At 31.5% G+C, this 24,501-nt stretch carries 24 protein-coding genes and 1 other annotated feature; of the genes, 22 read left to right on the top strand and 2 right to left on the bottom strand.

What is annotated here, in order from left to right:
• Positions 1-4 precede the first annotated feature (4 nt).
• From B5X47_RS00505 to B5X47_RS00420, 18 genes are all read left to right on the top strand, one after another.
• A complete protein-coding gene (locus B5X47_RS00505; RefSeq protein ID WP_079588267.1) occupies positions 5-1,504 on the top strand; it encodes a DUF6240 domain-containing protein in 1,500 nt (499 codons plus the stop codon).
• A 3-nt stretch (positions 1,505-1,507) separates the two neighbouring features.
• Positions 1,508-1,786 (top strand): EscU/YscU/HrcU family type III secretion system export apparatus switch protein, encoded by a 279-nt coding sequence (locus B5X47_RS00500; RefSeq protein ID WP_079588266.1) that lies wholly within the window; start codon positions 1,508-1,510, stop codon positions 1,784-1,786.
• Complete coding sequence (locus B5X47_RS00495) at positions 1,773-2,123, top strand: YraN family protein (RefSeq protein ID WP_079588265.1); 351 nt, start codon at positions 1,773-1,775, stop codon at positions 2,121-2,123. The genes B5X47_RS00500 and B5X47_RS00495 overlap by 14 nt, the downstream gene beginning before the upstream one ends.
• A 10-nt stretch (positions 2,124-2,133) precedes the next feature.
• A complete protein-coding gene (locus tag B5X47_RS00490; RefSeq protein WP_079588264.1) occupies positions 2,134-3,663 on the top strand; it encodes a YifB family Mg chelatase-like AAA ATPase in 1,530 nt (509 codons plus the stop codon).
• Positions 3,664-3,713: 50 nt separating this feature from the next.
• The gene (gene dprA, locus B5X47_RS00485; RefSeq protein ID WP_079588263.1) at positions 3,714-4,784 is read left to right on the top strand and encodes a DNA-processing protein DprA; all 1,071 of its coding nucleotides are present in this window, start codon (positions 3,714-3,716) and stop codon (positions 4,782-4,784) included.
• 262 nt (positions 4,785-5,046) lie between these two features.
• The gene (gene topA / locus B5X47_RS00480; protein ID WP_079588262.1) at positions 5,047-7,101 is read left to right on the top strand and encodes a type I DNA topoisomerase; all 2,055 of its coding nucleotides are present in this window, start codon (positions 5,047-5,049) and stop codon (positions 7,099-7,101) included.
• 162 nt (positions 7,102-7,263) lie between these two features.
• Complete coding sequence (gene codY, locus B5X47_RS00475; RefSeq protein ID WP_013361710.1) at positions 7,264-8,043, top strand: GTP-sensing pleiotropic transcriptional regulator CodY; 780 nt, start codon at positions 7,264-7,266, stop codon at positions 8,041-8,043.
• A 174-nt stretch (positions 8,044-8,217) separates the two neighbouring features.
• The gene (locus B5X47_RS00470) at positions 8,218-9,474 is read left to right on the top strand and encodes a replication-associated recombination protein A (RefSeq protein ID WP_079588261.1); all 1,257 of its coding nucleotides are present in this window, start codon (positions 8,218-8,220) and stop codon (positions 9,472-9,474) included.
• A 94-nt stretch (positions 9,475-9,568) separates the two neighbouring features.
• Positions 9,569-10,015 (top strand): RrF2 family transcriptional regulator, encoded by a 447-nt coding sequence (locus B5X47_RS00465; protein ID WP_013361708.1) that lies wholly within the window; start codon positions 9,569-9,571, stop codon positions 10,013-10,015.
• A gap of 3 nt (positions 10,016-10,018) precedes the next feature.
• A complete protein-coding gene (gene nifS, locus B5X47_RS00460) occupies positions 10,019-11,215 on the top strand; it encodes a cysteine desulfurase NifS (protein WP_079588260.1) in 1,197 nt (398 codons plus the stop codon).
• Positions 11,208-11,648, top strand: a complete 441-nt coding sequence (gene nifU / locus B5X47_RS00455) for a Fe-S cluster assembly scaffold protein NifU (RefSeq protein ID WP_041487150.1) — start codon at positions 11,208-11,210, stop codon at positions 11,646-11,648. The genes nifS and nifU overlap by 8 nt, the downstream gene beginning before the upstream one ends.
• 53 nt (positions 11,649-11,701) lie before the next feature.
• Positions 11,702-11,902 (top strand) — a binding site (T-box leader).
• Positions 11,903-11,968: 66 nt separating this feature from the next.
• On the top strand, positions 11,969-14,617 hold the full coding sequence (alaS, locus tag B5X47_RS00450) for an alanine--tRNA ligase (protein WP_079588259.1): 2,649 nt from the start codon (positions 11,969-11,971) through the stop codon (positions 14,615-14,617).
• 111 nt (positions 14,618-14,728) lie between these two features.
• Positions 14,729-14,989, top strand: a complete 261-nt coding sequence (locus B5X47_RS00445) for an IreB family regulatory phosphoprotein (protein WP_013361703.1) — start codon at positions 14,729-14,731, stop codon at positions 14,987-14,989.
• Between the two features lie 4 nt (positions 14,990-14,993).
• Positions 14,994-17,162 carry a hypothetical protein gene (locus B5X47_RS00440; RefSeq protein ID WP_079588258.1) on the top strand — a complete coding sequence of 723 codons (2,169 nt, stop codon included), beginning with the start codon at positions 14,994-14,996 and terminating at the stop codon, positions 17,160-17,162.
• An 11-nt stretch (positions 17,163-17,173) separates the two neighbouring features.
• The gene (locus B5X47_RS00435; protein WP_079588257.1) at positions 17,174-18,124 is read left to right on the top strand and encodes an aldo/keto reductase; all 951 of its coding nucleotides are present in this window, start codon (positions 17,174-17,176) and stop codon (positions 18,122-18,124) included.
• Positions 18,125-18,136: 12 nt separating this feature from the next.
• Entirely contained in the window at positions 18,137-18,556 is a 420-nt protein-coding gene (gene ruvX / locus B5X47_RS00430; RefSeq protein ID WP_079588256.1) for a Holliday junction resolvase RuvX, read from the top strand.
• 15 nt (positions 18,557-18,571) lie between these two features.
• The gene (locus B5X47_RS00425) at positions 18,572-18,832 is read left to right on the top strand and encodes a DUF1292 domain-containing protein (RefSeq protein ID WP_013361699.1); all 261 of its coding nucleotides are present in this window, start codon (positions 18,572-18,574) and stop codon (positions 18,830-18,832) included.
• A 93-nt stretch (positions 18,833-18,925) separates the two neighbouring features.
• Positions 18,926-19,360 (top strand): Fur family transcriptional regulator, encoded by a 435-nt coding sequence (locus B5X47_RS00420; protein ID WP_079588255.1) that lies wholly within the window; start codon positions 18,926-18,928, stop codon positions 19,358-19,360.
• A gap of 2 nt (positions 19,361-19,362) precedes the next feature.
• Here the strand turns inward: B5X47_RS00420 and B5X47_RS14065 are convergent, their stop codons facing one another.
• A complete protein-coding gene (locus B5X47_RS14065) occupies positions 19,363-20,157 on the bottom strand; it encodes a metal-dependent hydrolase (protein WP_408605637.1) in 795 nt (264 codons plus the stop codon).
• A gap of 138 nt (positions 20,158-20,295) precedes the next feature.
• Here B5X47_RS14065 and B5X47_RS00410 point away from each other — a divergent pair, with 138 nt between their 5' ends.
• From B5X47_RS00410 to scpB, 4 genes are all read left to right on the top strand, one after another.
• Positions 20,296-21,960: a ribonuclease J gene (locus B5X47_RS00410; RefSeq protein WP_079588253.1), complete on the top strand. Its 1,665-nt coding sequence runs from the start codon at positions 20,296-20,298 to the stop codon at positions 21,958-21,960.
• A gap of 79 nt (positions 21,961-22,039) precedes the next feature.
• Positions 22,040-22,651, top strand: a complete 612-nt coding sequence (locus tag B5X47_RS00405; RefSeq protein ID WP_079588252.1) for a site-2 protease family protein — start codon at positions 22,040-22,042, stop codon at positions 22,649-22,651.
• A 14-nt stretch (positions 22,652-22,665) separates the two neighbouring features.
• A complete protein-coding gene (locus B5X47_RS00400) occupies positions 22,666-23,364 on the top strand; it encodes a segregation and condensation protein A (RefSeq protein ID WP_079588251.1) in 699 nt (232 codons plus the stop codon).
• A complete protein-coding gene (scpB, locus tag B5X47_RS00395; RefSeq protein WP_013361692.1) occupies positions 23,357-23,947 on the top strand; it encodes an SMC-Scp complex subunit ScpB in 591 nt (196 codons plus the stop codon). The genes B5X47_RS00400 and scpB overlap by 8 nt, the downstream gene beginning before the upstream one ends.
• Positions 23,948-23,954: 7 nt before the next feature.
• On the opposite strand, the gene B5X47_RS00390 is transcribed toward scpB, so the two are convergent.
• The gene (locus B5X47_RS00390; protein WP_013361691.1) at positions 23,955-24,494 is read right to left on the bottom strand and encodes a helix-turn-helix domain-containing protein; all 540 of its coding nucleotides are present in this window, start codon (positions 24,492-24,494) and stop codon (positions 23,955-23,957) included.
• Positions 24,495-24,501: the final 7 nt, after the last annotated feature.

Below are 24,501 nucleotides of genomic sequence, written 5' to 3'. Positions count from 1 at the left end.
TATTTTGAGAATAGATATAGGTTCTAACAGTATACGCCCAGAACTAATACTTAATAAGAGTAATATTGATTCTTTTGAATTTAATAATAGAGGAGAAAACGTAAGGGGTAGAGTAATTGATGTAAACCAAAATATGGTACTTATTCAAACGTCAACTGGTAAAGAATTTGTTGCGAACACTACTATTCCAATGGAAAATTTCATCGGGGAAGAGATGCTATTTACTGTATTATTTAATGAAGAAGGTCAAATCTTTTTAAAACCTCAACTAGATGAAAAAAAGCAGAATCTTATCAAGGACTTAAAGGTCGAAGATTTACTGACTAAGCTTGGAAAAACTGTTAATTCAGAAAATAAAGAAATAGTAAGACAAATGATTAAGTCTGGAATCCCAGTTACAATAGATAGCTTTAAGGAAGTTAAGGATTTATCCTTATCACTTAAAATGCTTCAAAATCTACAAGGAGAGCTATCAGCAGAGCAAGAGGATATGCCGTTAGATAATATTGTTAGGCTGTTCCAAGACGGTAAAGAAGCTACTGCTGTCAATAATTCATCTAAGCAATCAGCCTTACCGAAAGAATTAGGATTAAAAGATATTATCATACTAAAAAGCTTGAATTTAGAAGTGAATCCCAAGAATTTAAAGGCGATGGCTAATATAGAGCAAAAAATTGCTGATAAGGATATAGATATTTTAGATATAAAAGCCTTAGTAATAGATAATAAAAATGTGCAATTAAATTTAAATACGAAGTCAGAGGAAGGAAAAGCTTTAGAAGCGAGTAATATAGCTCCAAAAGCTCAAGAGGACTTATTTAAAGAATTAGCTTTCAAACCTAAGGACGATATCTTGGGTAAAGATAATGCTTTAAATAAATTATCAGATAAAGAAAATGATAGCATGAAAATCCAACAGCAGCCTGATTTAGTGGATATGGTCGTAAAAAAACTAGATTTAAAAACTAAGCTTGGATCAGAGGATATAAAACTAGACTTAAATAAAATAGAATCTGAGTTTGAGAAGATATTAGCTTCACTGGAGCCGGGCTCAAAAGAAGCTACAAAGTTAGAAAAGGAAATTATGCCGAAATTAGAGCTTTTAAAGGATTTGTCGAAGAATATCTTCTATCAAGTTGTTCCTTTTCAGATTGATAAATATGAAAATATAGCTCAGTATTATATGAAAAAAAATAAGAAAAGTAAGACTAGAGAAGAAGGAATAACTGTTGCATTTTCAATTGAAACTCACAAGCTAGGGAATGTTAAAGCGATGTTAAACTACAAAGATATGAACAATATTTCTGTTAATATAGCTACAAAAAGCAAAGAAGTCGAAGATAAATTTAAAAAGGCTATCCCTATACTGAAAGAACGATTAAATTCTATAGGATTTACAGGTGTTTTATTGTCAACAGAAATTCAAAATGTCAATGTCTCGCAAATCCTAGATGATGTGGTGTATAAAAATATTGACTCAAAATCTTTTGAAACTTGGGTGTGATTTATGAAAAGAAAAATTAAAGGCAAGGAAACTGCTGTTGCATTAAGATACGATATGAATGAGTTTATAGCCCCAAAAATTGTAGGAAAAGGGCAAGGAGAAGTAGCTAAACGAATAATTGAAAAAGCAAGGGAGAACGATATACCTGTATATCAAGATGAAAAACTAGCAGGTCAGCTAAGTGCAATGGAAATTGATTCATTTATTCCAGAAGAGCTATATGAAGCTGTGGCGCAAATTTTAGCTTTTATTGCAGGAGTTGATGCTGATGAAATCCAATAATTACTCAAAAGGAAAACTAGGAGAAGATATTGCAGTAAACTATCTCAAAAACTGTGGATTTGAGATACTAGATAGAAATTTTGCAATAAAGGCGGCAGAAATTGATATTATTGCCTATAAAAATAATATAGTGAATTTTATTGAGGTGAAGGCTAGAACCACAATAGATTTTGGATATGCGCATGAAGCTGTTGATGCTAGGAAACAAAATAAAATTAGATTGGCAGCCGAGGTTTACCTAAACCAAACTAACCTAATATATGAAGAAATATCATTTGACGTTGTTGAAATATATTTTGATACTAAAAATATCAATCATATCATTGGTTGCTTTTAAGGGGGCGGATATGTTTTTTAAAATTATTTCTGCAGGAACATCTGGAATAGAAGGTTATATAGTGGAAGTAGAAGCTGATATGACCAAAGGCTTACCAGGGTTTTCTTTAGTAGGCTTGCCAAATGCAGCAGTTAAAGAATCAAAAGAGAGAATTAAATCAGCAGTGTGCAACAGTGGCTTTAGATATCCAAATAAAAAAATTATAGTCAATTTATCTCCAGCTGATATAAAAAAGGAAGGCTCTCACTATGACTTAGCTATTGCTTTAGCCATTCTAAGAGAAGTCGAAAATATAGCTGAAGAAAAGTTTGAAGATATTGCTTTTATAGGAGAGCTGTCACTAGATGGAAAATTAAAACCTATAAAGGCATGTACTGCATTAATCCTTGGGTTACTAAAAAACTCCAAAATAAAAAAGGTTATTATCCCTTTTGAAAATTTTAATGAAGCCTCTATGATTCCAGGTATAGAGATATTACCTCTAAAAACCCTAAAAGAAGTTTATGATTATTTGGTGGAGAAGAAATCAATAGAATATGAAATTAATTTAAATGAAAAAAACCACGAAGAGCCTGATAATCTTCTTGATTTTAAAGATGTGAAAGGCTGCCAATTAGTAAAAAGAGCAGCAGAAATATCGGCTGCTGGATTTCATAATTTGCTTATGATAGGACCACCTGGCTCTGGCAAGACAATGATAGCAGCAAGATTTAACACTATAATGCCAGAGCTTAATAATGAGGAATTTATTCAAGTAAGCCAAATTTATAGCTTTTTAGGTCATATTCCATCAGAAATTAAAATGAGGAAAAGACCATTTAGACAACCTCATCATACAATAACCTATGCCTCGCTTATAGGGGGAGGGCACAATAGCAATCCTGGAGAAGTAGTGTTATCTCATAATGGTGTATTATTTATGGATGAGTTTCTAGAATTTGATAAAAAATTAGTAGAGGGCCTTAGGCAACCACTAGAAGACAAAAAGGTTTCAATTTCAAGATTAAATAATAAATATACTTATCCTTCGGACTTTATTTTGATTGCGGCAATGAATCCATGTCCTTGCGGAAACTTTTTGAATCAATCAAAGGCTTGCAGCTGCAACGATAATAAGATAAAAACATATCTATCTAGAGCCTCAACTCCTATTTTGGATAGAATGGATATTTTTGTCGAAACTTCTCCTATTCCCTATGAGGATTTAGTAGTGGAAATTGATGAGGAGGACTCAGCTACAATTAAGAAAAGGGTAGAAAAAGCAGTTGAAATTCAAAAAAATAGATTTAAATCCTTGAAAATTAATTACAATAGTCAAATGAATTCTAGGCAAATAACAAAATATTGCATACTATCAAAGGAAGCAAAAAGCTTGCTTGAGGCAGCTTTTAAACAGAGCAATTTGACAGCAAGAAGCTATCATAGGATTTTAAAAGTATCTCGTACTATTGCAGATTTGGATTCAAGTGAATTAATTAATATAAATCATATAGCAGAAGCTCTGAATTTCAGGAAAACATTTCATAAGTATTGGGATTAAAACGATTTTAAAATACGAAATTTTCAAAATTTTCACTGAAAGGATTGACTATGAGCCGAAAAAAGTTATTTTTATCATTATTTAAGAAACTCTCAATTGAAAGACTTGCTTATATAGATTCTACTATTGAAGAAGATAATAAGATTCCGAGTATTGAAGAAATGAACGATTCTATTAATTCATCTATAGTTGATAATGAGTTATATTCCTCTAAATATGATTATTTTATTCAAATAGAAAACTATATTGAAAAAAATAATTTGAATTATTTGACATACTTTGATGATAAATTTCCTCAAAAGCTAAGAGAGATAGCACAAGCTCCAAGACTATTATATTACAAGGGAAATTTAGATAATATAGGGTCTCTATCAATAGCTATAGTAGGAACGAGAAAACCATCAAATTATGGGATATGGGCGGCAAATAAATTCTCAAAAGAACTTGCTTCTAATGGGTTTTGTGTAATTAGCGGGATGGCCTCTGGTATTGATAAATTTGCTCACCAAGGAGCCTTAGAAAGTGATGGAAAAACTATATGTGTACTAGGCTCATCGATAACGAAGCCATATCCCAAAACCAATTCTAAGTTGATGCAAACTGTGATTGATTCAGGAGGTTTGGTGATAAGTGAGTATTCTGATTTAAGCCCTATTATTCCTGCGAATTTTGCTTACAGAAATAGAATTGTAAGTGGATTGTCGGATGGGATATTGATAATTGAAGCTGGAATGAAAAGTGGAACACTCATTACTGCAGATTTTGGATTGGAGCAGGGAAAAAATATTTTTGCAGTACCAGGAAGCATTGACTCTGTTTCTAGTATTGGTACAAACAACCTAATAAAGCAAGGAGCACAACTAGTAACCTGTGTAAATGATATTTTAGAAGCTTATGGAATGAATTATGGAAATGTGGTGACAGGCAGTAAAGATATGAGATCTCTTTCTGAGATAGAAAGAACTATATATGGTTGTATTCAAAGTAAGGGAATATGTACTGCTGATATGATATCAATTCATACTTCACTAAATATTAAAGATGTAACAGGAATTCTCAATATCTTGGATATAAAGTCATTTATTAATTATGATGGACATATAGCGAGTATAAAAACATAATGTGTATTGAAATAATTCATTATTTAATATATAATCCATAAAGCATTCAAAATTCAGAATATTATCTTTTAAAAAAATATAATATTATACTTCTAATGCTGATTACAGCTAATTAAGATTAAGGTTAGTATATGAATCAAATTTGTTTTTATTTGACAAAATTGAATTTTAAATATATAAATAGATTCGTATCGTTTTTTTAAGCAAATTGTTTTATTTATATTATATATAAGCAACCAGATAAAATATTTGAGGTGAAATAATGGGAAAAAATTTGGTTATCGTAGAATCACCTGCGAAAGCTAAGACAATTGGAAAATTTCTAGGCAAAAACTATACGGTTAAGGCTTCTGTAGGACATATTCGAGATTTGCCAAAAAGCAAATTGGGTGTTGATGTAGAAAATGATTTTGAGCCACAGTACATCACAATAAGGGGAAAAGGAAGCGTAGTAAACGAATTAAAAAAGCAAGCAAAAAAATCTGACAAGGTATATCTGGCAACTGACCCTGATAGAGAGGGAGAGGCTATTTCGTGGCATCTTGCTTATCTACTAGGGCTAAATGAAGAAGAACCTATAAGAATTGAATTCAATGAAATAACAAAGGATGCAATAAAAAAAGCTATCAAGCATCCTAGGAAAATAGATAGACCTCTTGTAGATGCTCAGCAAGCTAGGAGAGTAGTAGATAGATTGGTGGGTTACAAAATCAGCCCGATTTTATGGGCTAAAATCAGAAAAGGCTTAAGTGCTGGTAGAGTTCAGTCTGTCGCTACTAAGCTAATTTGTGATAGAGAAAATGAAATTAATGCTTTTGAGCCTGAAGAGTATTGGTCTATTGATGCAATAACTCAAATCGACAAGAAAAATAAAGTTGACTTTAAGTTTTATGGTGATGAAAAAGGTAAAATAGAATTGCATAGTAAAGATGAAGTAGATTTAATTTTAAAATCAATTAAAAATAAAGATTTAGTGATAAAAGCTGTAGAAAAAAAGGAAAGAAAGAGAAGCGCGCCAAAACCTTTTACTACAAGCTCACTTCAGCAAGAAGCATCAGGCAAATTGTCTTTTACTACAAAAAAGACGATGATAGTAGCTCAGCAGCTTTATGAAGGCGTAGATATAAAAGGCAAGGGAAGTCTTGGTCTTATAACATATATCAGAACCGATTCCTTTAGAATATCGGATGAGGCTCAGGAAAATGCAAAAAACTATATTAATGATAAATATGGAAAAGACTATTTCAAAAAGTATCAAAATAATTCTAAATCAAAAAAGAAAATTCAAGATGCACATGAATGTATTAGACCTTCATATGTAGACTTAGCACCAGAAGACATAGAAGATTCACTTTCTAAAGAGCAGTTTAAACTATATAAATTAATCTGGGAAAGATTTATCGCGACAATGATGGCAGATGCAATATATGATTCGCAAAATATAAGTGCATCAATAGACAAGTATATTTTTAAAACAAGTGGTTCAAAGCTGAAATTCGATGGTTTTATGAAAGTATATAGTTTTAGCTCTCAAGAAGAGACCATTTTACCAGATATGAAAGAAGAAAGTGTTTTTCCAGTAAAGAAGATAGACCCAAAACAGCATTTTACTCAGCCTCCTGCGCGATATAGTGAGGCTAGCCTAGTAAAGACTTTAGAGGAGCTGGGAATAGGAAGACCTAGTACGTACGCTCCAACGATTTCAACTATACTACAAAGAGATTATGTAGAAAAAAAAGGCAATAGCTTGATTCCTACTGAGCTAGGATTTATAGTAACAGAAATAATGAGTGAAAATTTCAAAGAAATCGTTGATTATACATTTACAGCTGATATGGAAAACAATTTAGATAAGATAGAAGATGGAGAAATTGAATGGCAAAATATAGTTAAGGATTTTTATTCTCCTCTAGAAGAATCTATTGAAAAAGCTGTTGAAAATATAGAGAAGGTTATTTTGGAAGAAAAAACTGATGAAATCTGCGACATATGTGGCTCTGAAATGGTAATTAAATTTGGAAGATTTGGCAAATTTATAGCTTGCAAAAACTATCCTGAATGCAAAGGAACTAAGCCTATACTTGAGAGAATAGGAATTAAATGTCCAGAATGTAGTGATGGCGACGTAATAATTAGAAAAACAAAAAAGGGAAGAATTTTTTATGGATGTTCTTCTTTTCCAAAATGTAGATTTGTTTCTTGGGATAGGCCAAATGGAGAAAAGTGCCCTAAATGTGATTCTTTCTTGGTTATAGCTAAAACTAAGACCACTGAAAAAATAAAATGTTCAAACAAAGAGTGCGATTATGAAAAATAGGTAAAAAAGCTTGAATATTTTCATAAGTTGTGATAATATTTTTTGTGGTATTAAAATACTTTAGAAAATTTAAAAAATTCAAAAAATAATACTAAATTCTCTAATATAAAAAATAATTCATTAATATAATAATTGTGTAGAAACGATAAAGGAGAGAATAAGATGTCAAGCTTATTATTAGAAAAAACAAGAAAAATCAATAAGATTCTTCAAAATTCAGGTTCAAACCCAGTATCATTTACGGAGCTTAGCAAAACATTAAAAGACGTTTTAAATGCCAATGTATATATTGTAAGTTCTAAAGGAAAGGCTCTTGGAGTTGAGCTTACTCATATGTCAGACAGTTCAACTATTATTGATGAAAAAACAGGAGAAGAAAGACTACCAGATAGCTATATTGAATCAGTTAATCGTATATTTGAAACCATATCAAATTTAACTCAAGAAAAGCTTTTAGAGGTTTTCAAAGATGACGTAAAAAGCTATGAAAAATATGCAACAATTGTACCTATAATGGGAAGTGGACAAAGACTAGGAACTCTTATTTTATCAAGATATGAAAGTAAGTTTTCTGATGAGGATTTGATACTTGCTGAATATAGTGCAACTGTTGTTGGTCTGGAAATTCTAAGAGCTAGAAGCGAAGAATTAGAAGACGAAATGAGAAGCAAAGCTGTTGTTCAAATGGCTATTAATACACTATCATATTCAGAGCTTGAAGCTGTTGAGCACATCTTTAATGAACTTAATGGAGATGAAGGGCTTCTAGTTGCTAGTAAAATAGCTGACAGAGTTGGAATTACTCGTTCTGTTATAGTAAATGCACTTAGAAAATTTGAAAGTGCTGGTGTAATTGAATCCCGTTCTCTTGGAATGAAGGGTACTCATATTAAGATTCTAAATGACAAGCTGCTTGATGAACTTAAAAAGAATAAGCATTAGTAATTACAGCCCGGCTATTTGTCCGGGTTTTTTTATGTATAAAATTGATTAAGGATTAGTAAATTATATTTGATTGATTAATCGTTTAGCTTATTATTCAAATACTTAATTTTATCCATAACCATATTAAAAGAGTTATAATAATTTATATTATTATTACGAGGAGTTATCTTTATGAAAAAACCACTGGCAGATATGATAAGGCCTAAAAAAATTGATGAAATAGTTGGACAAGAGCATTTGACAGGGTCTGACGGGGTAATCTATAGGGCTATAGAGAATAATATAATACCAAATATGATATTTTATGGCCCGCCTGGAGTTGGAAAAACAAGTGTAGCAAATATTATTGCAAATTCCTGCAATAAATCTATACACATGTTAAATGCAACCTATACTAAAACTGAAGAAGTAAAAGAAATATTAAAGGACTCTAAGCTTCAAACTCTTGACAGTAAAGAGATTATATATATAGATGAAATACAAAATTTTAATAAAAAACAGCAACAAATTCTTTTAGATTATATTGAAAAAGGGGACATTGTTCTTATAGCTAGCACCACTGAAAATCCATACCACTATGTATATAAAGCGCTGCTTAGTAGATGCTTTGTGCTTGAGTTTAAAGCCTTAGAGCATAAGGATATAAAAAAAGGGGTGCAGGTTCTTATTGCATCTTTAAAAAATGACACTTACAAAATTAAGATTGATGATATTGCCTTAGATAATATCGCTCATTATGCAGATGGAGATATGAGAAAAGCAGTTAATTTAATAGAACTTATTTTGCAGTTATATGAAGATGAAAATGAAATCAACATTAGTATTGAGCTTTTGAAGAAGCTAAATATATCAAAGCAGCTTATGTATGATATAAGTGGAGATAGTCACTACGATATTTTAAGCGCATTCCAAAAATCAATAAGAGGTAGCGATACAGATGCCTCACTTCACTATTTAGCTCGGCTTATTAAATCAGGTGATTTGAAATCTATTTGCAGAAGGTTGCTTGTGATTGCTTCAGAGGATATTGGACTAGCTTATCCTAATGCTATAACTATAATAAAAAACTGCGTTGATAGTGCTCTTCATTTAGGATTTCCAGAAGCGAGGATACCTCTTGCTCAAGCAGTTATACTATTAGCAACATCGCCTAAATCCAATTCCGTTATTAAAGCAATTGATAGCGCTATGGATGATTTAGAAAAGTTTTCAGTAGGAGATATACCTCTTCATTTAAAGGATGCACATTATTTAGGAGCGCAGAATTTGGATAGAGGAATAGATTATAAGTATCCACATAATTATGAGAATAATTATGTTGTGCAACAATATCTACCAGACGCAATAAAAAGCAGAGTATATTACCAATCGCAAAAAAATAAATTCGAAACTAGCATTAAAAATTATTGGAAAGATATTAAAAAATAATTGATTGTCTTTTGATTGACAAAGAAAAGACACTAAGCTATAATAAAATTAATTCATAGTAAATGACTAGGGATTATGAAAAGAGGTTATAAACGTGAAACTATCAACGAAAGGAAGATATGGACTTAAAGCCATTTTTGAATTAGCCTTAAAGGAAGAGGAAAATCTTCCACTTTCATTAAAGTATATTGCAGACAAGAATGGACTTTCAGAGCAGTACTTAGAACAAATCTTTGCTATATTAAAAAAATCAGGTTTAGTGAAAAGTGTAAGAGGAGCTCAAGGTGGTTATTATCTTAGCAAGCCTTCCTCACAAATCACAGTAGGTCAAGTGCTTAGAGCTTTAGAAGGGCCTATGGCTCCATCTGATTGTGTTTTAGAAGAAGATGCTGATTGTGAGAACTCTGACTTTTGCGTTACCAAGGTAGTTTGGCAAAGAATTAAAGATAGTGTAGATAGTGTTATAGATTCTGTAACGTTAAAAGATATGGTTTTAGATCATAAACTAAAAAGTAGCAAAAATAATTTTAAGGAGATGTGATTTATGGAGCAAAAAAGAGTTTATCTTGACAATGCAGCGACTACTCCGGTTAAAAAAGAAGTTCTAGATGCTATGATACCTTACTTTACAAATAATTATGGGAACCCATCTAGTATACATTTCTTTGGCAGAGAGGTTAGAAAGCCTGTAGATGAAGCTAGAGAAAAAGTAGCAAAGTTATTAGGTGCTACAAGCAATGAAATATATTTTACAGCTGGGGGATCTGAATCAGATAACTGGGCAATTAAAGGTGCAGCTTTTAAATTGATGAATAAAGGTAAACATATAATAACAACTAAAATTGAGCACCATGCTGTGCTTCACACTTGTGAATACTTAGAAAAAGAGCATGGATTTCAAATCACTTATTTAGATGTAAACAAGGATGGCTTAGTAGATTTAGATAATTTTAAAAGTAATCTAAGGGATGATACAATTTTAGTTAGTATAATGTTTGCCAACAACGAAATTGGAACAATTCAGCCTATAAGAGAAATCGGCCAAATTTGTAAAGAAAAAGGGATTGTTTTCCATACAGATGCAGTACAGGCAGTTGGAAATATAAAAATTGATGTAAAAGAACTTAATATAGATATGCTATCACTTTCAGCTCATAAAATTTATGGACCTAAAGGAATAGGTGCTCTTTATATTAAAAATGGAGTTAAGCTAGACAATTTAATCCATGGTGGAGCGCAGGAGCGTAAAAAAAGAGCTGGAACAGAAAATGTACCTGGGATTATAGGTCTTGGAAAAGCTTGTGAAATTGCAAATGACAATTTGGAGAGCCATATTTCTAAGCTTACTAATTTAAGAGAAAGACTCATGAATGGAATTTTAAATGAAATACCTCATACTATTGTAACTGGAAGCAGAGAAAATAGGCTGCCTGGAACTGCAAGCTTTTGCTTTAAGTTTATAGAGGGTGAGGCTTTGCTTCTGAGCTTAGATTTAGTTGGTATAGCAGGCTCGAGTGGTTCAGCTTGTACATCTGGTTCACTGGACCCTTCTCATGTGCTTATGGCACTTGGACTTACTCATGAGATAGCGCATGGCTCTTTACGACTTAGCTTATCTGATTTTACAACGGAAGAAGAAATTGATTACGTAATTGAGAAGCTTCCGCCGATTATAGATAGACTTAGAAGAATGTCACCATTATATGAAGATTTTTTGAAGGGAGAATCAGTTAATGTATAGCGATAAAGTTATGGACCATTTTACAAATCCTAGAAATGTTGGAGAAATTGAAGGTGCAGATGGTGTTGGAGAAGTTGGGAATGCCAAATGTGGAGATATAATGAAAATATATCTTAAAGTAGAGGATAATGTAATTCAGGATGTAAAATTTAAAACTTATGGATGTGGCTCAGCCATAGCAAGCTCTAGTATGGCTACAGAAATGATTAAAGGCAAGACTGTTCAGGAAGCTTTAAATTTAACAAACAAAGCAGTTGCAGAAGCTTTGGATGGTCTTCCGCCAGTAAAAATGCACTGCTCAGTTTTAGCAGAGCAAGCAATAAAGAAAGCTCTTCAAGACTATGCGCTAAAGAATAATTTAACTATTGAAGGATTAACTGATGTTGAGTTTGATGATGATCACGATCATCATGATGATATAGAAGAAGATTAATATTGATTTTTGTAGTCCAAGGCTATATAATTGTATCAATATAATTTTAATACCAAACGGCTATGATAAGAATAGTAAAGTAGCTTAATTGCCTTACAGAGAGGGGACATATGCTGAAAGTCCCTAGGTTATTATTACTTGAAGCTGACTTTGAGCCTGACTGTCTAATAAATAGTCACGTTAACTACGTTACAGTTAGATTAAGTGGCCAATTGGCAATTAGGGTGGTACCGCGATTTAACCTCGTCCCTGTGATATAATAGATATCATAGGAACGGGGTTTTTTATTTTGATTTTAATTTGATTGAGGAGGTTATGATTTGAAGAATTTAGGGGTAAATGAAATTAGAGAAATGTACCTTAGTTTTTTTCGTTCGAAAGATCATTATTCTAGAAGTAGCTTTTCTTTAGTACCAGAAAATGATAAAAGTCTTTTGCTTATAAATGCGGGCATGGCTCCAATGAAAAATTATTTTATGGGGATAGAGACTCCGCCTAATAAGAGAATGGCTACCTGTCAAAAGTGTGTTAGAACAGGAGATATCGAAAACGTTGGAAAAACTGCTAGACATGCTACTTTTTTTGAAATGCTTGGAAATTTTTCTTTTGGAGATTATTTCAAAAAAGAAGCTATTGCATGGGCTTGGGAGTTTGTTACAAAAGATTTAGAGCTAAATCCAGATGATTTATGGGTTACAGTGTATTTAGAAGATGATGAGGCCTTTGATATATGGGAAAAGGATATAAATGTCCCTAAAGAAAGAATTGTTAGACTTGGAAAGGAAGATAATTTTTGGGAGATAGGAACAGGAACAGGTCCTTGTGGTCCGTGCTCAGAAATATATATAGATAGAGGAAAAGAATTTGGATGTTCTGACCCTGATTGTAAACCAGGATGTGACTGCGATAGATTTTTAGAATTTTGGAATTTAGTTTTTACCCAGTTTAATAAAGATGAAGATGGAAACTATAACCCTCTTCCAAATCCAAATATCGATACTGGTATGGGATTAGAAAGAATGGCATGCATCATGCAGGGCGTAGATAGTATTTTTGACATAGACACTATGAAAAGCATCAGAGACAATGTATGCGAGTTGTCAGGCAAAGAATATGGAAAATCGACTGAAACAGATGTTTCCATTAGATTGATTACTGACCATTCTAGAGCAGTGACTTTCTTGATTTCAGATGGAGTTCTTCCTTCGAATGAAGGTAGAGGCTATGTGCTAAGAAGGTTAATAAGAAGAGCTGCAAGACATGGAAGATTATTAGGAATAAAAAATAACTTTCTAGTTAAACTTATGGAAACTGTAATAGAAAATTATGGCGAGGCATATCTAGATTTAGTGGAGAAAAAAGAGTATATCAAAAAAATATTAACAGTTGAAGAAGAAAAATTTTCCGAAACCTTAGATCAAGGTATGGTTATTTTAAAAGAGTATATGGATAAAATTAAGTCAGAATCTAAAGCTGTTTTAAGTGGAGAAGATGCATTTAGATTATATGACACTTATGGATTCCCTATAGAATTGACATTTGAAATTGTTGAGGAATATGGACTAAAGGTTGATGAGGATGGATTCAAAGCTGAAATGCAAAAGCAAAAAGAAAGAGCTCGCTCTGCAAGGACAGATAAAGGAGTAGAGGGATGGAAGGAAACTGCTGACACACTTACTTTTTCTATAGAAAAAAATGAATTTATTGGATATGATGAACTTGAAACATCGGCTCAAATTAAAGATATCATATATGATAACCAGAAAATAGATATCTTATCAGAGGGGCAAGCAGGAGAACTGGTTTTTGAAAAAACTCCTTTTTATGCAGAATCAGGTGGACAAGTAGCTGATAAAGGGATTGTAAAAAGTGAAAATTTTGTGGCTGAAGTTAAGGATGTCCAAAAATCTCATAATGGACTATTTATCCATAGGGTAGAAGTTGTATCAGGAGAAGCTAAGCTTTCGGATAAATGTGAATTAGTAGTCGATGAAAAGCTAAGAAAGTCTACTCAAAGAAACCACACTTGTACTCATCTTTTGCATAAAGCTTTAAGGGTGGTATTAGGGGCTCACATACATCAAGCAGGTTCTTTGGTTTCTGATACTAGATTAAGATTCGATTTTACTCATTTTGAACCTATTACTTCTGAGCAATTAAGTCAAATTGAAAATATGGTGAATGAAGCTATATTTAAAGCTTATCCAGTTAAAGTAGAGGTAATGAATATAGAAGAAGCAAAGAAATCTGGTGCTATGGCTTTATTTGATGAGAAGTATGAAGATAATGTAAGAGTTGTTTCTGTAGGAGAATTTTCTACTGAGCTTTGCGGAGGAACGCATGTGAGCAATTCTTCTGATATCGGTATGTTTAAAATTCTTTCTGAATCTGGAATTGCTTCTGGAGTAAGAAGAATTGAAGCAATTACAGGAAGTAATGTATATCAATATTTATTGGAAAAAGAAGCAGTTCTTGATGAGATAAAATCTTTAGTAAAATCAAATGAAGACAACCTAGTAATTAAACTATCTCAAACTATTGAAGATTATAAGACAGCTCAAAAAGAACTTTCAAAGCTAAAATCAGAAATTGCAAAGAATCAGATTAATGAAATTTTAGAGGGAGCTAAAGATATTGAGGGTATTAAATATGTATATAGCTCATTTGAAGATTTAGATGATGAAACACTTAGAAATGCAGCAGAAAATGTAATTGATAAAATAGAAAATTCTGTTGTACTACTAAGCAGCTATTTTGAAAATAAAATTTCTTTTGTTTGTATGGTATCAAAAGGTGCACTTCAAAAAGGTGTTCATGCTGGAAAATTCATAAAAGAAGTATCTTCACTAACAGGCGGCGGCGGTGGTGGAAAACCTAACATGGCTCAAGCTGGTGGTAAAGATATCTCGAAATTGAGCGAGGCTATGAAGCAATCTGAGACGATACTAAAAACTTTTATAAATTCTTAAATTAGATAGATTTTAGAATATAAAGGAGCCTTTATGGCTCCTTTATACTTGATTTAATTTGTTTTATATAATATCATATCTAACATAGATAGTTGTAGAGGAGGAGAAATAATGAACGATAATATGGATTTTACTATGAAGTTTGAGCATAAAAAAGACGAAGAGAAAATGGACGAAAAGGAAGTAGTTAATTTTGTATATGAAGCGTTAAAAGAAAAAGGCTACAACCCAGTAAATCAGCTTGTAGGGTATATGCTTTCTGGAGATCCAACCTATATAACTAGTCATAAAAATGCCAGAACAATAATAAGGAAATATGAAAGAGACGAATTACTAGAAACTATAATTAGGGAATATCTAGAGGGAAAATAATTTTATGAAAAATAAAAAGATAATTAGTATTATATTGTTTGTTTTTTTAATTCAAGTATTTGCTCAAAGCTTAGTTTTTGCTGAAAATAAAGCACCTAAAAATGAAAAGCTAATTATTATCACGGCAAATAGGCTTGATTTAGAAGATTTCAAATCAATTAACTCTATTGGTGAATCTAATCAAGGCTATATCGGGTTGATGAATATCAGAGGGGCAAAGGGTACAAATGATGCAAGTTCTTATGCAAGCATAGGATGGGGAAGAAAATCTTATGTATTGAATAAGGACTTGACTTTTTTTGATTATTCAGATGTAGCAAAATCGAACCATTATAAGTTTACAACAAAAGAAGAACCTAGCAAAATTTCGAATTTGAATATAAATACATTAATTCAGACCAATTCAGAATCTGATTTTGGAGCTATACCAGGGAACCTAGGTGAAATTGCGAAAAAAAATGATTTGAAAATATCAGTTATTGGTAACTCAGATAAAGAAGAGCCTCTTCTTTTTTCTGGTGCTATAGCCATGGACACTTTCGGAAGAATAAATTCTGGAAATATAGATGATGTTAATATAGTAGATTATGAAGCGCCATATAGCATTAGAACTGACTATGATAAACTGCTGATTTCATTTAGAGAGCAATATAAGTCATCAGATATTGTAGTTATAGAGCTAGGTGATAGCTATAGACTAGATGAATATAAAAAAATGATGACAGATTCTGCATATGAAGAATATAAAGGTACGCTCATTAATAGAATAGATTCCTTTATATCAAATGTAGAAAATGAGCTTTCTAAAAATGATTCGCTCATGGTTGTAAGTCCTTTTCCAAGCTTAGAAAATTACAAAGAAGGATATAGACTATCTCCGGTTTATATTTTGAATGAGAATGAAGAAGGTTTGGGAGTATTAACCTCGGCATCTACAAGAAGAGATGGAGTTATATCAAATATAGATATCTCAGCATATATAAATAATAGATTCGAATTAATTAATCCTGAGATTTCTGGAAAGCCCATAGTTGAAAAGCAATATGAAAACCCGTGGACTTTTTTAGAAGCAGAGAATCAAAAAATAGTTTCTCTTTCAAGTGTAAGAATTCCAGTACTTTACACTTACGCAGTTTTTGAAATGTGTGTATGGATTTTGACTTTGATAATTGGATTATTTTATGCTAAAGTTCCTAAGATAATTATAAGAGCAGTGAAATTTATTCTTAGAATTACTTTATTAATCCCACTAGTGATTTTAATAATTCCTATTTTTAAATTTGCTGATGTAATTTATTCTCTTATAATTGGCTTACTGTTTTTAACAGGAGGCTATGCTATAATTTCAAAGTTAATAAAAAATGATTTAAATACCATAGCTATTTTGAGTGGACTTACAACAATAATTCTCTTATTTGATATGGCTGTATTTAATCAGTTTCTAATAAAAAACTCTTTGCTTGGATATGATCCAATTATAGGAGCAAGATTTTATGGTATAGGTAATGAATATATGGGTGTTTTAGTTGGAGCTTCTCTTATAACAATTAGCATATTCTTTGAAAAATTTGGGTTTAAAAATATTATTTTACTACCTTTTGCTTTAGCAGTGGTGTTTATAATGGGGAATCCAATGATGGGAGCAAATGTAGGAGGAACAATTACTATATCTGCAGCATTTTTATTTTTAATATTAAAATCCAATGGCGTTAAAATTGATATAAAAAAAATCATAGGAATTTTTGTGGCAATAGTTTTAATTGTATCTTTTATGGCATGGATGGATTTCAACAACGAAAATAGAAGCCATTTAGCGAACACCATACTCACTATAATAAATACTGGACCATCAGCAATACTGCAAATAATCATACGTAAAATATCTATGAATATACAGCTTATTTCAGCTTCCATGTGGAGTAGGGTGCTTATTCTAGCGATAATACTAATGGTAATGCTATTTTATAAGCCATTTGGAGTGTTAAAAAAGTTATGTCAAAAGCATCCATATATAGCTAATGGATGGATAGCTATATTGGTGGGAAGTGTAGTTGGATTTATGGTTAACGATTCTGGTGTTGTAGCTGCAGCAACAAGCATAAGCTATGTTGTTGTGCCTATGCTAGTTCTTTTATTAAATAACAGTGATGATATTAATTTCTTGAAAAAATAGAAGGTAAATTTATGGAGTATAATATTTTAGGAAAAAGTGGAATTAAGGTTTCTAAAATTTGTTTTGGAACCCTTACATTAGGCCCTCTTCAGAAAAATTATTCTGTGAGGGAAGGAGCAAATCTTTTATCTTATGCATATGATAAAGGAATAAATTTTTTAGATACTGCAGAGCTTTATGATAACTATGCTCAAATTAAAGAGTCCCTAATAAATAGACCTAGAGATTCGGTGAACATATTTACAAAATCCTATGCCTATGATTCTAAAACTGCAGAAGATAGTCTAGCTAAAGCTCTAAAAGAACTAAACACTGACTATATTGATGGGTTTTTACTTCACGAACAAGAAAGTGAGCATACCTTAAGAGGACATATAGAGGCAGCAGAATTTTTTGTTAGGGCTAAAGAAAAGGGATACATCAGAACATTTGGGGTATCAACTCATAGTATTAATTGCGTACTTGCTTCTCTAAAATATGATTTTATCGATGTAATTCATCCACTTTTTAATAAAAGCGGAATTGGAATATTAGATGGAAGCGCTTCAGAAATGCTTTCAGCAATCAAAACGGCAAGGAATAAAGGTGTTGGAATTTACTCGATGAAGCCACTGGGTGGAGGTAATCTTATTAAAAATTACGATGAGGCTTTAGATTATGTTTTATCAGTTGATGAGATTGATTCTATAGCCATTGGAATGCAATCTACATTTGAGATTGATGCGAATTTTATGAGATTCAGTAACGAAATCATTCCAGAAAAGCTCAAAGAAAATCTAAGAGCTCAAAATAGACAGCTAATAATTTCAGATTGGTGTATTGGATGCAGGGAATGTGAAAAGGTATGTAAACAAAATGCAATTAATGTTATAAATGGAAAAGCTGTAGTAGATAAAGAAAGATGCGTTTTATGTTCTTACTGTGCTCCTAGATGTAAGGAGTTTTGCATAAAAATAATCTAGAAGGGGTAGTTGATGAGAAGAATTTTAGGTCTTGATATAGGAGATAAAAGAATTGGAATAGCTGTTAGTGATTTGCTTGGGATGATGGCACAGCCACTTTATACCTTGACTAGAAAGTCCACTAAGGATGCAATAAATGAGATAGCTGAAATCATACAAAAAGAAGATATAAAGCAAGTGGTTGTAGGATTACCTAAGAATATGGATTCAACTGAAGGTATACAAGCTAAAAGAACTAGAGATTTTTCACAGTTGCTTTTAGAAAAAACTAATAGTAATATAGAAATAATATATTGTGACGAAAGATTGACTAGCAAAATGGCTAAGCAAAGCTTAAGTCATATGAAGCTAGCTAAAGCAAAAGAAAAAAAGTTGATTGATACAGCAGCAGCTGTACATATATTACAGGGCTATTTAGATAGCAAAAAATAATTTTGGAGGTTTATTATGAATAACGAAATTAACAATGATATTATCACGCTGATTGATGAAGAGGGAAATGAAGTTGAATTTGAGCTTGTAATGAGCATAGAAGCGAATGAGCATGATTACGCTATACTTGCACCAGTTGAGGAAACTGAAGAAGATGAAGCTTATATTTTTCGTATAGAATACGATGATGAGGATGAAATGTCATTAATTCCAATTGAAGATGATGAAGAGTATGAGATGGTAGTTGAAGTTTATGAAACACTGATTAATGAATAAATAGCAGCTTGTTGACTTTTATTAACAAACTGTTATAATATTAATTGATAGATGTTATTATTTGATAGCTAATTTATAATAGTGGGTGATCATATGGATACTTATGTAGAGCAATTGAAAATGAAACTAAAAGAAGAGGGCTTTAAGTTAACCCCGCAGAGAAGATGTATTGTAGAAACTATGGTATCATCAAAAGGGAAACATTTGAGCAGTGAAGAAATCTACGATGAAGTAAAAAATGAATGCCCAGAGATAGGTTTAGCTACAGTATATAGAACTCTTCAAATGTTGGATAAAATTGGCTTCACAAATAAATTAAATTTAGATGATGGATGCGTTAGATATGAACTTAATTTAGATAAAGACTCACATAACCATCACCATTTGATTTGTAAGTCATGTGGAAAAGTTATAGAGGTTGAAGAGGATTTACTTGATCATCTAGAGGAAAAAATTGAGCGAAGCTATAAATTTAAAATTAATGATCACGATGTAAAATTCTATGGCATTTGTGCTAATTGCCAGTAGATTTAGCTTATATTAAATATGCTGCTCCCCAGTAATATTTGTTGGGGAGTTTTATATTTGATTGATACAAAAGTTAAATAGAAAGCAAGCAGTACCATAAGCAAGATTACAATATTTTCTATTATATTAACAGAGCTTTGCCCTTTAAAAGGATTTAGCTTGAATCTGTGTTTTGATAAAGGCCAGAATAAAGGTATTCCTTGAGGAGTCAGAATATCTCCTAGGAATATATGACTTAGATAGCTTAATGTAGATATCATGTTAAGATTTTTGATTATAAAGCCCAAATTATTGGTAATAAAGTATAATATGACAGCTGAAAAAATCGAATGTGAAAAGGTTCTATGTGAAAACCAAGGAATAAGTATAAAAAACAATAATAGCTTAACAATAGCTATATTTTTAAAAAGATTGTATGATAATATACAAATCAGTATTAAGAAAATGCTTATAATAAGCTTACGAATAATAGAAGTTTTAAATTTCTTTTTAATTGATATGAATAAAATTAAACCTAAAAAAAATAATATAGAATAATCAAATTTTTTTAAATATCCAAGGTAAAGAAGCGTTGATAGTGGAACTAGCATCATTAATGCTTCAACAAGAGACTCTATTTTTTTATTTGAAAGCTTTTTTGAGATTACAGAGTTAAAGTGGTCCAAATCAGGAAGAAGAGAAAAAAATAGGCTTATAGCTCCTCCTAAAATAGTTAACTCAGTGTTACTTAAAATAGTGTAGTTGTAATATGTCAATAACCCTATGGATGCGTGGGCTTTGCCCTTCAATATAATCACTTCCTTTGATTCAGATAAGATTTTTTAAGTCTATCAGTTTCAAATATGGTTGTCAATTTAAAAAGATTTTATTATTAGGTATTATAAAAATGCCTTAATTATAATAACGCCCGGAAAAAAATGAAAAGGAGAGATTAAATGGCAAGAAAAACATCAAAATTAAAAATAATTCCTTTAGGAGGATTACAGGAAATAGGAAAGAATATGACTGTCATTGAATATAAAGATGAAATCATAATCATAGATTGTGGACTTAGTTTTCCTGAAGATGAAATGTTAGGAATAGATATAGTTATTCCAGACATAACCTATTTGATAAAAAACAGAGAAAAAATTAAAGGCCTAGTATTGACCCATGGACATGAAGACCACATTGGTGCGATACCTTATGTTCTAAAGAAATTAGATATACCTATATATGGGGCAAATTTAGCTATAGGTTTATTAGAAATTAAACTCAAAGAGCATAGGATAAGTACAAATTCATTAAATGTAGTTAATCCAGGCTCAAAAATTAAGCTAGGTAACTTTGAAGTAGAATTTGTTAGGGTTACTCACAGTATACCAGATGCATGTGCTTTAGCTATCACAACTGGCGTAGGCACTATTTTCCATACTGGTGATTTTAAAGTGGATTATACTCCAATAGATGGACAAGTAATGGATCTTCATCGTATAGCAGAATTAGGAAGCAAGGGCGTACTGCTAATGATGGGAGAAAGTACAAATGTTGAAAGACCAGGGTATACTTTATCAGAAAGCAATGTAGGACATACCTTAGACGAAATTTTTTCTGAAGCTACATCTAGAATATTAATTGCAACATTTGCATCTAATGTTCATAGACTTCAGCAAATTATAAATGCAGCATACAAAAATGGTAGAAAAGTAACTACCTCAGGAAGATCTATGGTCAATGTCGTTAATGTAGCTAGGAATTTAGGTTATTTAAATATTCCGGAAAACACTTTTATAGAATTAAAAGATATTAACAAATATCAAGACCATGAGCTTGTTATTATGACAACAGGATCTCAAGGAGAGCCATTATCAGCACTTACTAGGATGGCTTCTCAAGAACACAGGCAGATAGAAATTAAAAAAGGTGATTTAGTAATTTTTTCTGCTCATCCTATTCCAGGAAATGAAAAGCTAGTTTCTAGGGTTATAAATCAGCTTTTTGAAAGAGGAGCTAATGTAATCTACGAGAGCATATCAGATATACATGTATCTGGACATGCTTGCCAAGAAGAGCTTAAACTAATGCACAGACTAGTTAAACCTAAATTTTTTATACCGGTGCATGGAGAATATAGACATCTAAAACAGCATATGGAGCTTGCAAAAAAACTTGGTATGCCAGAAGAAAATGTTTTTATGCTTAGCAATGGCTGTGTATTTGAGCTTGATAAGGACCAAGGTAAAATAGTAAGTAAAATACCTTCTGGAAATATTCTTGTAGATGGATTAGGCGTTGGAGACGTAGGAAACATAGTTCTTAGAGATAGAAAACATTTATCAGAAGATGGTTTGATGGTTGTGGTAGTTAGTATGTCAAAAGATACAGGAAGAGTAGTTTCAGGACCAGATATTATTTCAAGAGGCTTTGTATATGTTAGAGAATCTGAAGATTTAATGGATGGAGCTAGAGAGGTAATAAAAAAATCTCTTGAAACCTGTGAAAATAAAAATATGAGAGAATGGTCTTATCTTAAAAACACAATTAAAGATGAGCTTAGAAACTATCTTTACGAAAAAACAAAACGAAATCCTATGATATTACCTATAATTATGGAAGTTTAATCTAAATACCCCGATATCATATCGGGGTATTTAATATAGAAATATTTAAAATGTGATTAAGACGACAAGGTGGAAAAATATGATAATAGATATGCTCACAATGTTACCTGGAATACTAATTGCACTAACTTTTCATGAATTTGCACATGGTCTAGCGGCCTATGCTATGGGAGATGATACTGCGAAAAATGCAGGTAGACTTTCCCTGGATCCTATGAAGCATATAGATCCTATTGGTTTTATTATGCTTTTTATTATGAGATTTGGATGGGCAAAACCAGTTCCTATAAATGAAAATAACTTTAGACATGAAAGACTAGGCTTATTTTTTGTATCAATCGCTGGAATTACTATGAACTTGATATTAGCCCTTATATTTCAGCTTATTTTATTTTTTACTGCTGATATAGTGCAGTTATCTGCATATGTTGATGTTATGAGAGGCATAGTTTGGATAAATATTATGCTTGCTGCATTTAATCTACTTCCAATACCTCCTCTAGATGGTTCAAAAATAATATATACTTTTTTACCAAGGAATTTAAGATTTACATTTTATAAATATGAAAGCTATGGCAGTATAATATTAATAATACTATTGTTGACTGGAGGGATAAGCTTACTGCTTAATCCAGTAATTAGTGCCTTGATTTCATTCCTCAATTCTATTATCCTATTATTTAGAGGATAAAGGAGAGAAAAATAATGTCATATGAAATTTGCGTAGACTGTTATGAAGGCCCTATGGATTTGCTTTTAGATTTAGTGTCAAAAAAGAAGATAGATATTTATGATATTTCGATATCTCAAATAACAAAACAATATATGGATACTATATCTGAGCTTAATGAAATGAATATGGATATAGCAAGTGATTTTATTTACATGGCTTCAAGATTGCTTGAAATAAAATCCAAGTATATGCTTTATGTAGGATTAGAAGAAGATATGGAAGATCCTAGAGTTGATTTATATGAATCAATAAAAGAATATGCAAAATTTAAAAATGCAGCATTAGAGCTCAATGAATCGCTAATGAAGGCACCCTCACGTTATTTTAGACCTAGTATAGAGATATACTATGAAGACGTTATTGATTTATCAAAAATATCACTTGATGATATTATTAAATCTTTCCCAAAATTTAAGCCTCAAGAAAAAGAGATTAAAAGAGATTTTACAAGAAGAATTATATCAATTGAAGACAAAATTAATGAAATAAAATCTATATTAAGCGAAAAAACATCTTTTTATTTTGATGAGATAGCTGGAGAAATTATAAAAGAAGAAAAAATAGCTTCAATGCTAGGAATACTAGAACTAGCAAAAGCTAAAGAAGCTTATCTTACCCAAAGTGATCATTTGGAAAGGATTCATATAGAAAGGTGGAAGGATATTGGATAAGCAATTTAATGTAGAGTCAGACGGACAAATCTATTTAAATCATCCAAAGTCTGATAAAATCAATAAAATTATATCTGTATGTGAATCGTTGATGTTTGCATATGGTGATTTGATATCCTTTAAGGATATACAAGCTATTTTCAAGAGTAAGAGTATAGATGTGTCTTTAAAGGAAATTAGGTATAGCTTAGAGCTTTTAAAAGAAAGATATAAGGAATCAGATAGTGGTTTAGAGTTAGTGATTATTGATGAAAAAATGCAACTTGCCACAAAATCAGATAACTATGATTACATTTCACTTTATTTACATCCTATTAAGAAAAAATCTCTAACACAAGCTTCTTTAGAAACTCTTTCCATCATAGCGTACAAACAACCAATCACAAAGCCAGAAATAGAAAGCATCAGGGGAGTAAAATGTGATAAAGCAATAGCGACATTATTAGAGGCAAATCTAATTGAAGAAGCTGGAAGACTTGATAAGATAGGAAAACCAATAATCTATAAGACAACTGAGATGTTCCTAAAGCAGTTTTCTATAGAATCTCTCAAAGACTTGCCAGTTCTTAAAGAAGATATGTAAATTATAATTAAAATGAAGGTGGAGTTGAAACCCAAATAATCTCAGCATTTGTTGTAGAATTATTTATTATATAGTGTTCTTTGTCAGGAGTAAAGTAGAAGCTTTCTCCTTTTTTTACTTTATACTTTTTGTTTCCTACAACTAAAATTATTGAACCTTTTAATACATATCCAAATTCTTCACCAGGATGAGGTCTATCTAGTTCACTTATCCCCTCTGGTTCAATTTCGATTAGGATTGGTTCCATGGAGTTTTTCTGAGAATTTGGAATTAGCCAGTGAATTTTAGACTTGTTATGTTCATAATATGCATCGTAAATATCTTCTTTTCCAAAAACAATTTTGTTGTTTGAGCTTTCATTGAAGAAATCTTTTAAATCTGTTCCTAGAGCTTCTAGTATATCTACAAGCGTTGCTATAGATGGAGAGGTTAAATCTCTTTCCAATTTAGATATAAATCCTTTAGTTAAATCGCACCTGAGTGCTAATTCTTCCTGTGTAAGGTTGTTTAATATTCTTAGTCGTTTAATTTTTTCTCCTATTACCATATAGTAC

This window comes from Acetoanaerobium noterae (genome assembly GCF_900168025.1).
GTDB lineage: Bacteria > Bacillota > Clostridia > Peptostreptococcales > Filifactoraceae > Acetoanaerobium > Acetoanaerobium noterae.
Note: the sequence above shows the minus strand (reverse complement) of the source record. Positions and strands in the feature narration are given on the sequence as shown.

Bases quoted from the DNA above. Each gene is read 5' to 3' on its own strand.
- B5X47_RS00500 (WP_079588266.1), top strand. From the start codon at position 1,508: ATGAAAAGAAAAATTAAAGGCAAGGAAACTGCTGTTGCATTAAGATAC.
- B5X47_RS00495 (WP_079588265.1), top strand. From the start codon at position 1,773: ATGAAATCCAATAATTACTCAAAAGGAAAACTAGGAGAAGATATTGCA.
- B5X47_RS00490 (WP_079588264.1), top strand. From the start codon at position 2,134: ATGTTTTTTAAAATTATTTCTGCAGGAACATCTGGAATAGAAGGTTAT.
- dprA (WP_079588263.1), top strand. From the start codon at position 3,714: ATGAGCCGAAAAAAGTTATTTTTATCATTATTTAAGAAACTCTCAATT.
- topA (WP_079588262.1), top strand. From the start codon at position 5,047: ATGGGAAAAAATTTGGTTATCGTAGAATCACCTGCGAAAGCTAAGACA.
- codY (WP_013361710.1), top strand. From the start codon at position 7,264: ATGTCAAGCTTATTATTAGAAAAAACAAGAAAAATCAATAAGATTCTT.
- B5X47_RS00470 (WP_079588261.1), top strand. From the start codon at position 8,218: ATGAAAAAACCACTGGCAGATATGATAAGGCCTAAAAAAATTGATGAA.
- nifS (WP_079588260.1), top strand. From the start codon at position 10,019: ATGGAGCAAAAAAGAGTTTATCTTGACAATGCAGCGACTACTCCGGTT.
- nifU (WP_041487150.1), top strand. From the start codon at position 11,208: ATGTATAGCGATAAAGTTATGGACCATTTTACAAATCCTAGAAATGTT.
- B5X47_RS00445 (WP_013361703.1), top strand. From the start codon at position 14,729: ATGAACGATAATATGGATTTTACTATGAAGTTTGAGCATAAAAAAGAC.
- B5X47_RS00440 (WP_079588258.1), top strand. From the start codon at position 14,994: ATGAAAAATAAAAAGATAATTAGTATTATATTGTTTGTTTTTTTAATT.
- B5X47_RS00435 (WP_079588257.1), top strand. From the start codon at position 17,174: ATGGAGTATAATATTTTAGGAAAAAGTGGAATTAAGGTTTCTAAAATT.
- ruvX (WP_079588256.1), top strand. From the start codon at position 18,137: ATGAGAAGAATTTTAGGTCTTGATATAGGAGATAAAAGAATTGGAATA.
- B5X47_RS00425 (WP_013361699.1), top strand. From the start codon at position 18,572: ATGAATAACGAAATTAACAATGATATTATCACGCTGATTGATGAAGAG.
- B5X47_RS00420 (WP_079588255.1), top strand. From the start codon at position 18,926: ATGGATACTTATGTAGAGCAATTGAAAATGAAACTAAAAGAAGAGGGC.
- B5X47_RS00410 (WP_079588253.1), top strand. From the start codon at position 20,296: ATGGCAAGAAAAACATCAAAATTAAAAATAATTCCTTTAGGAGGATTA.
- B5X47_RS00405 (WP_079588252.1), top strand. From the start codon at position 22,040: ATGATAATAGATATGCTCACAATGTTACCTGGAATACTAATTGCACTA.
- B5X47_RS00400 (WP_079588251.1), top strand. From the start codon at position 22,666: ATGTCATATGAAATTTGCGTAGACTGTTATGAAGGCCCTATGGATTTG.
- B5X47_RS00390 (WP_013361691.1), bottom strand. From the start codon at position 24,494: ATGGTAATAGGAGAAAAAATTAAACGACTAAGAATATTAAACAACCTT.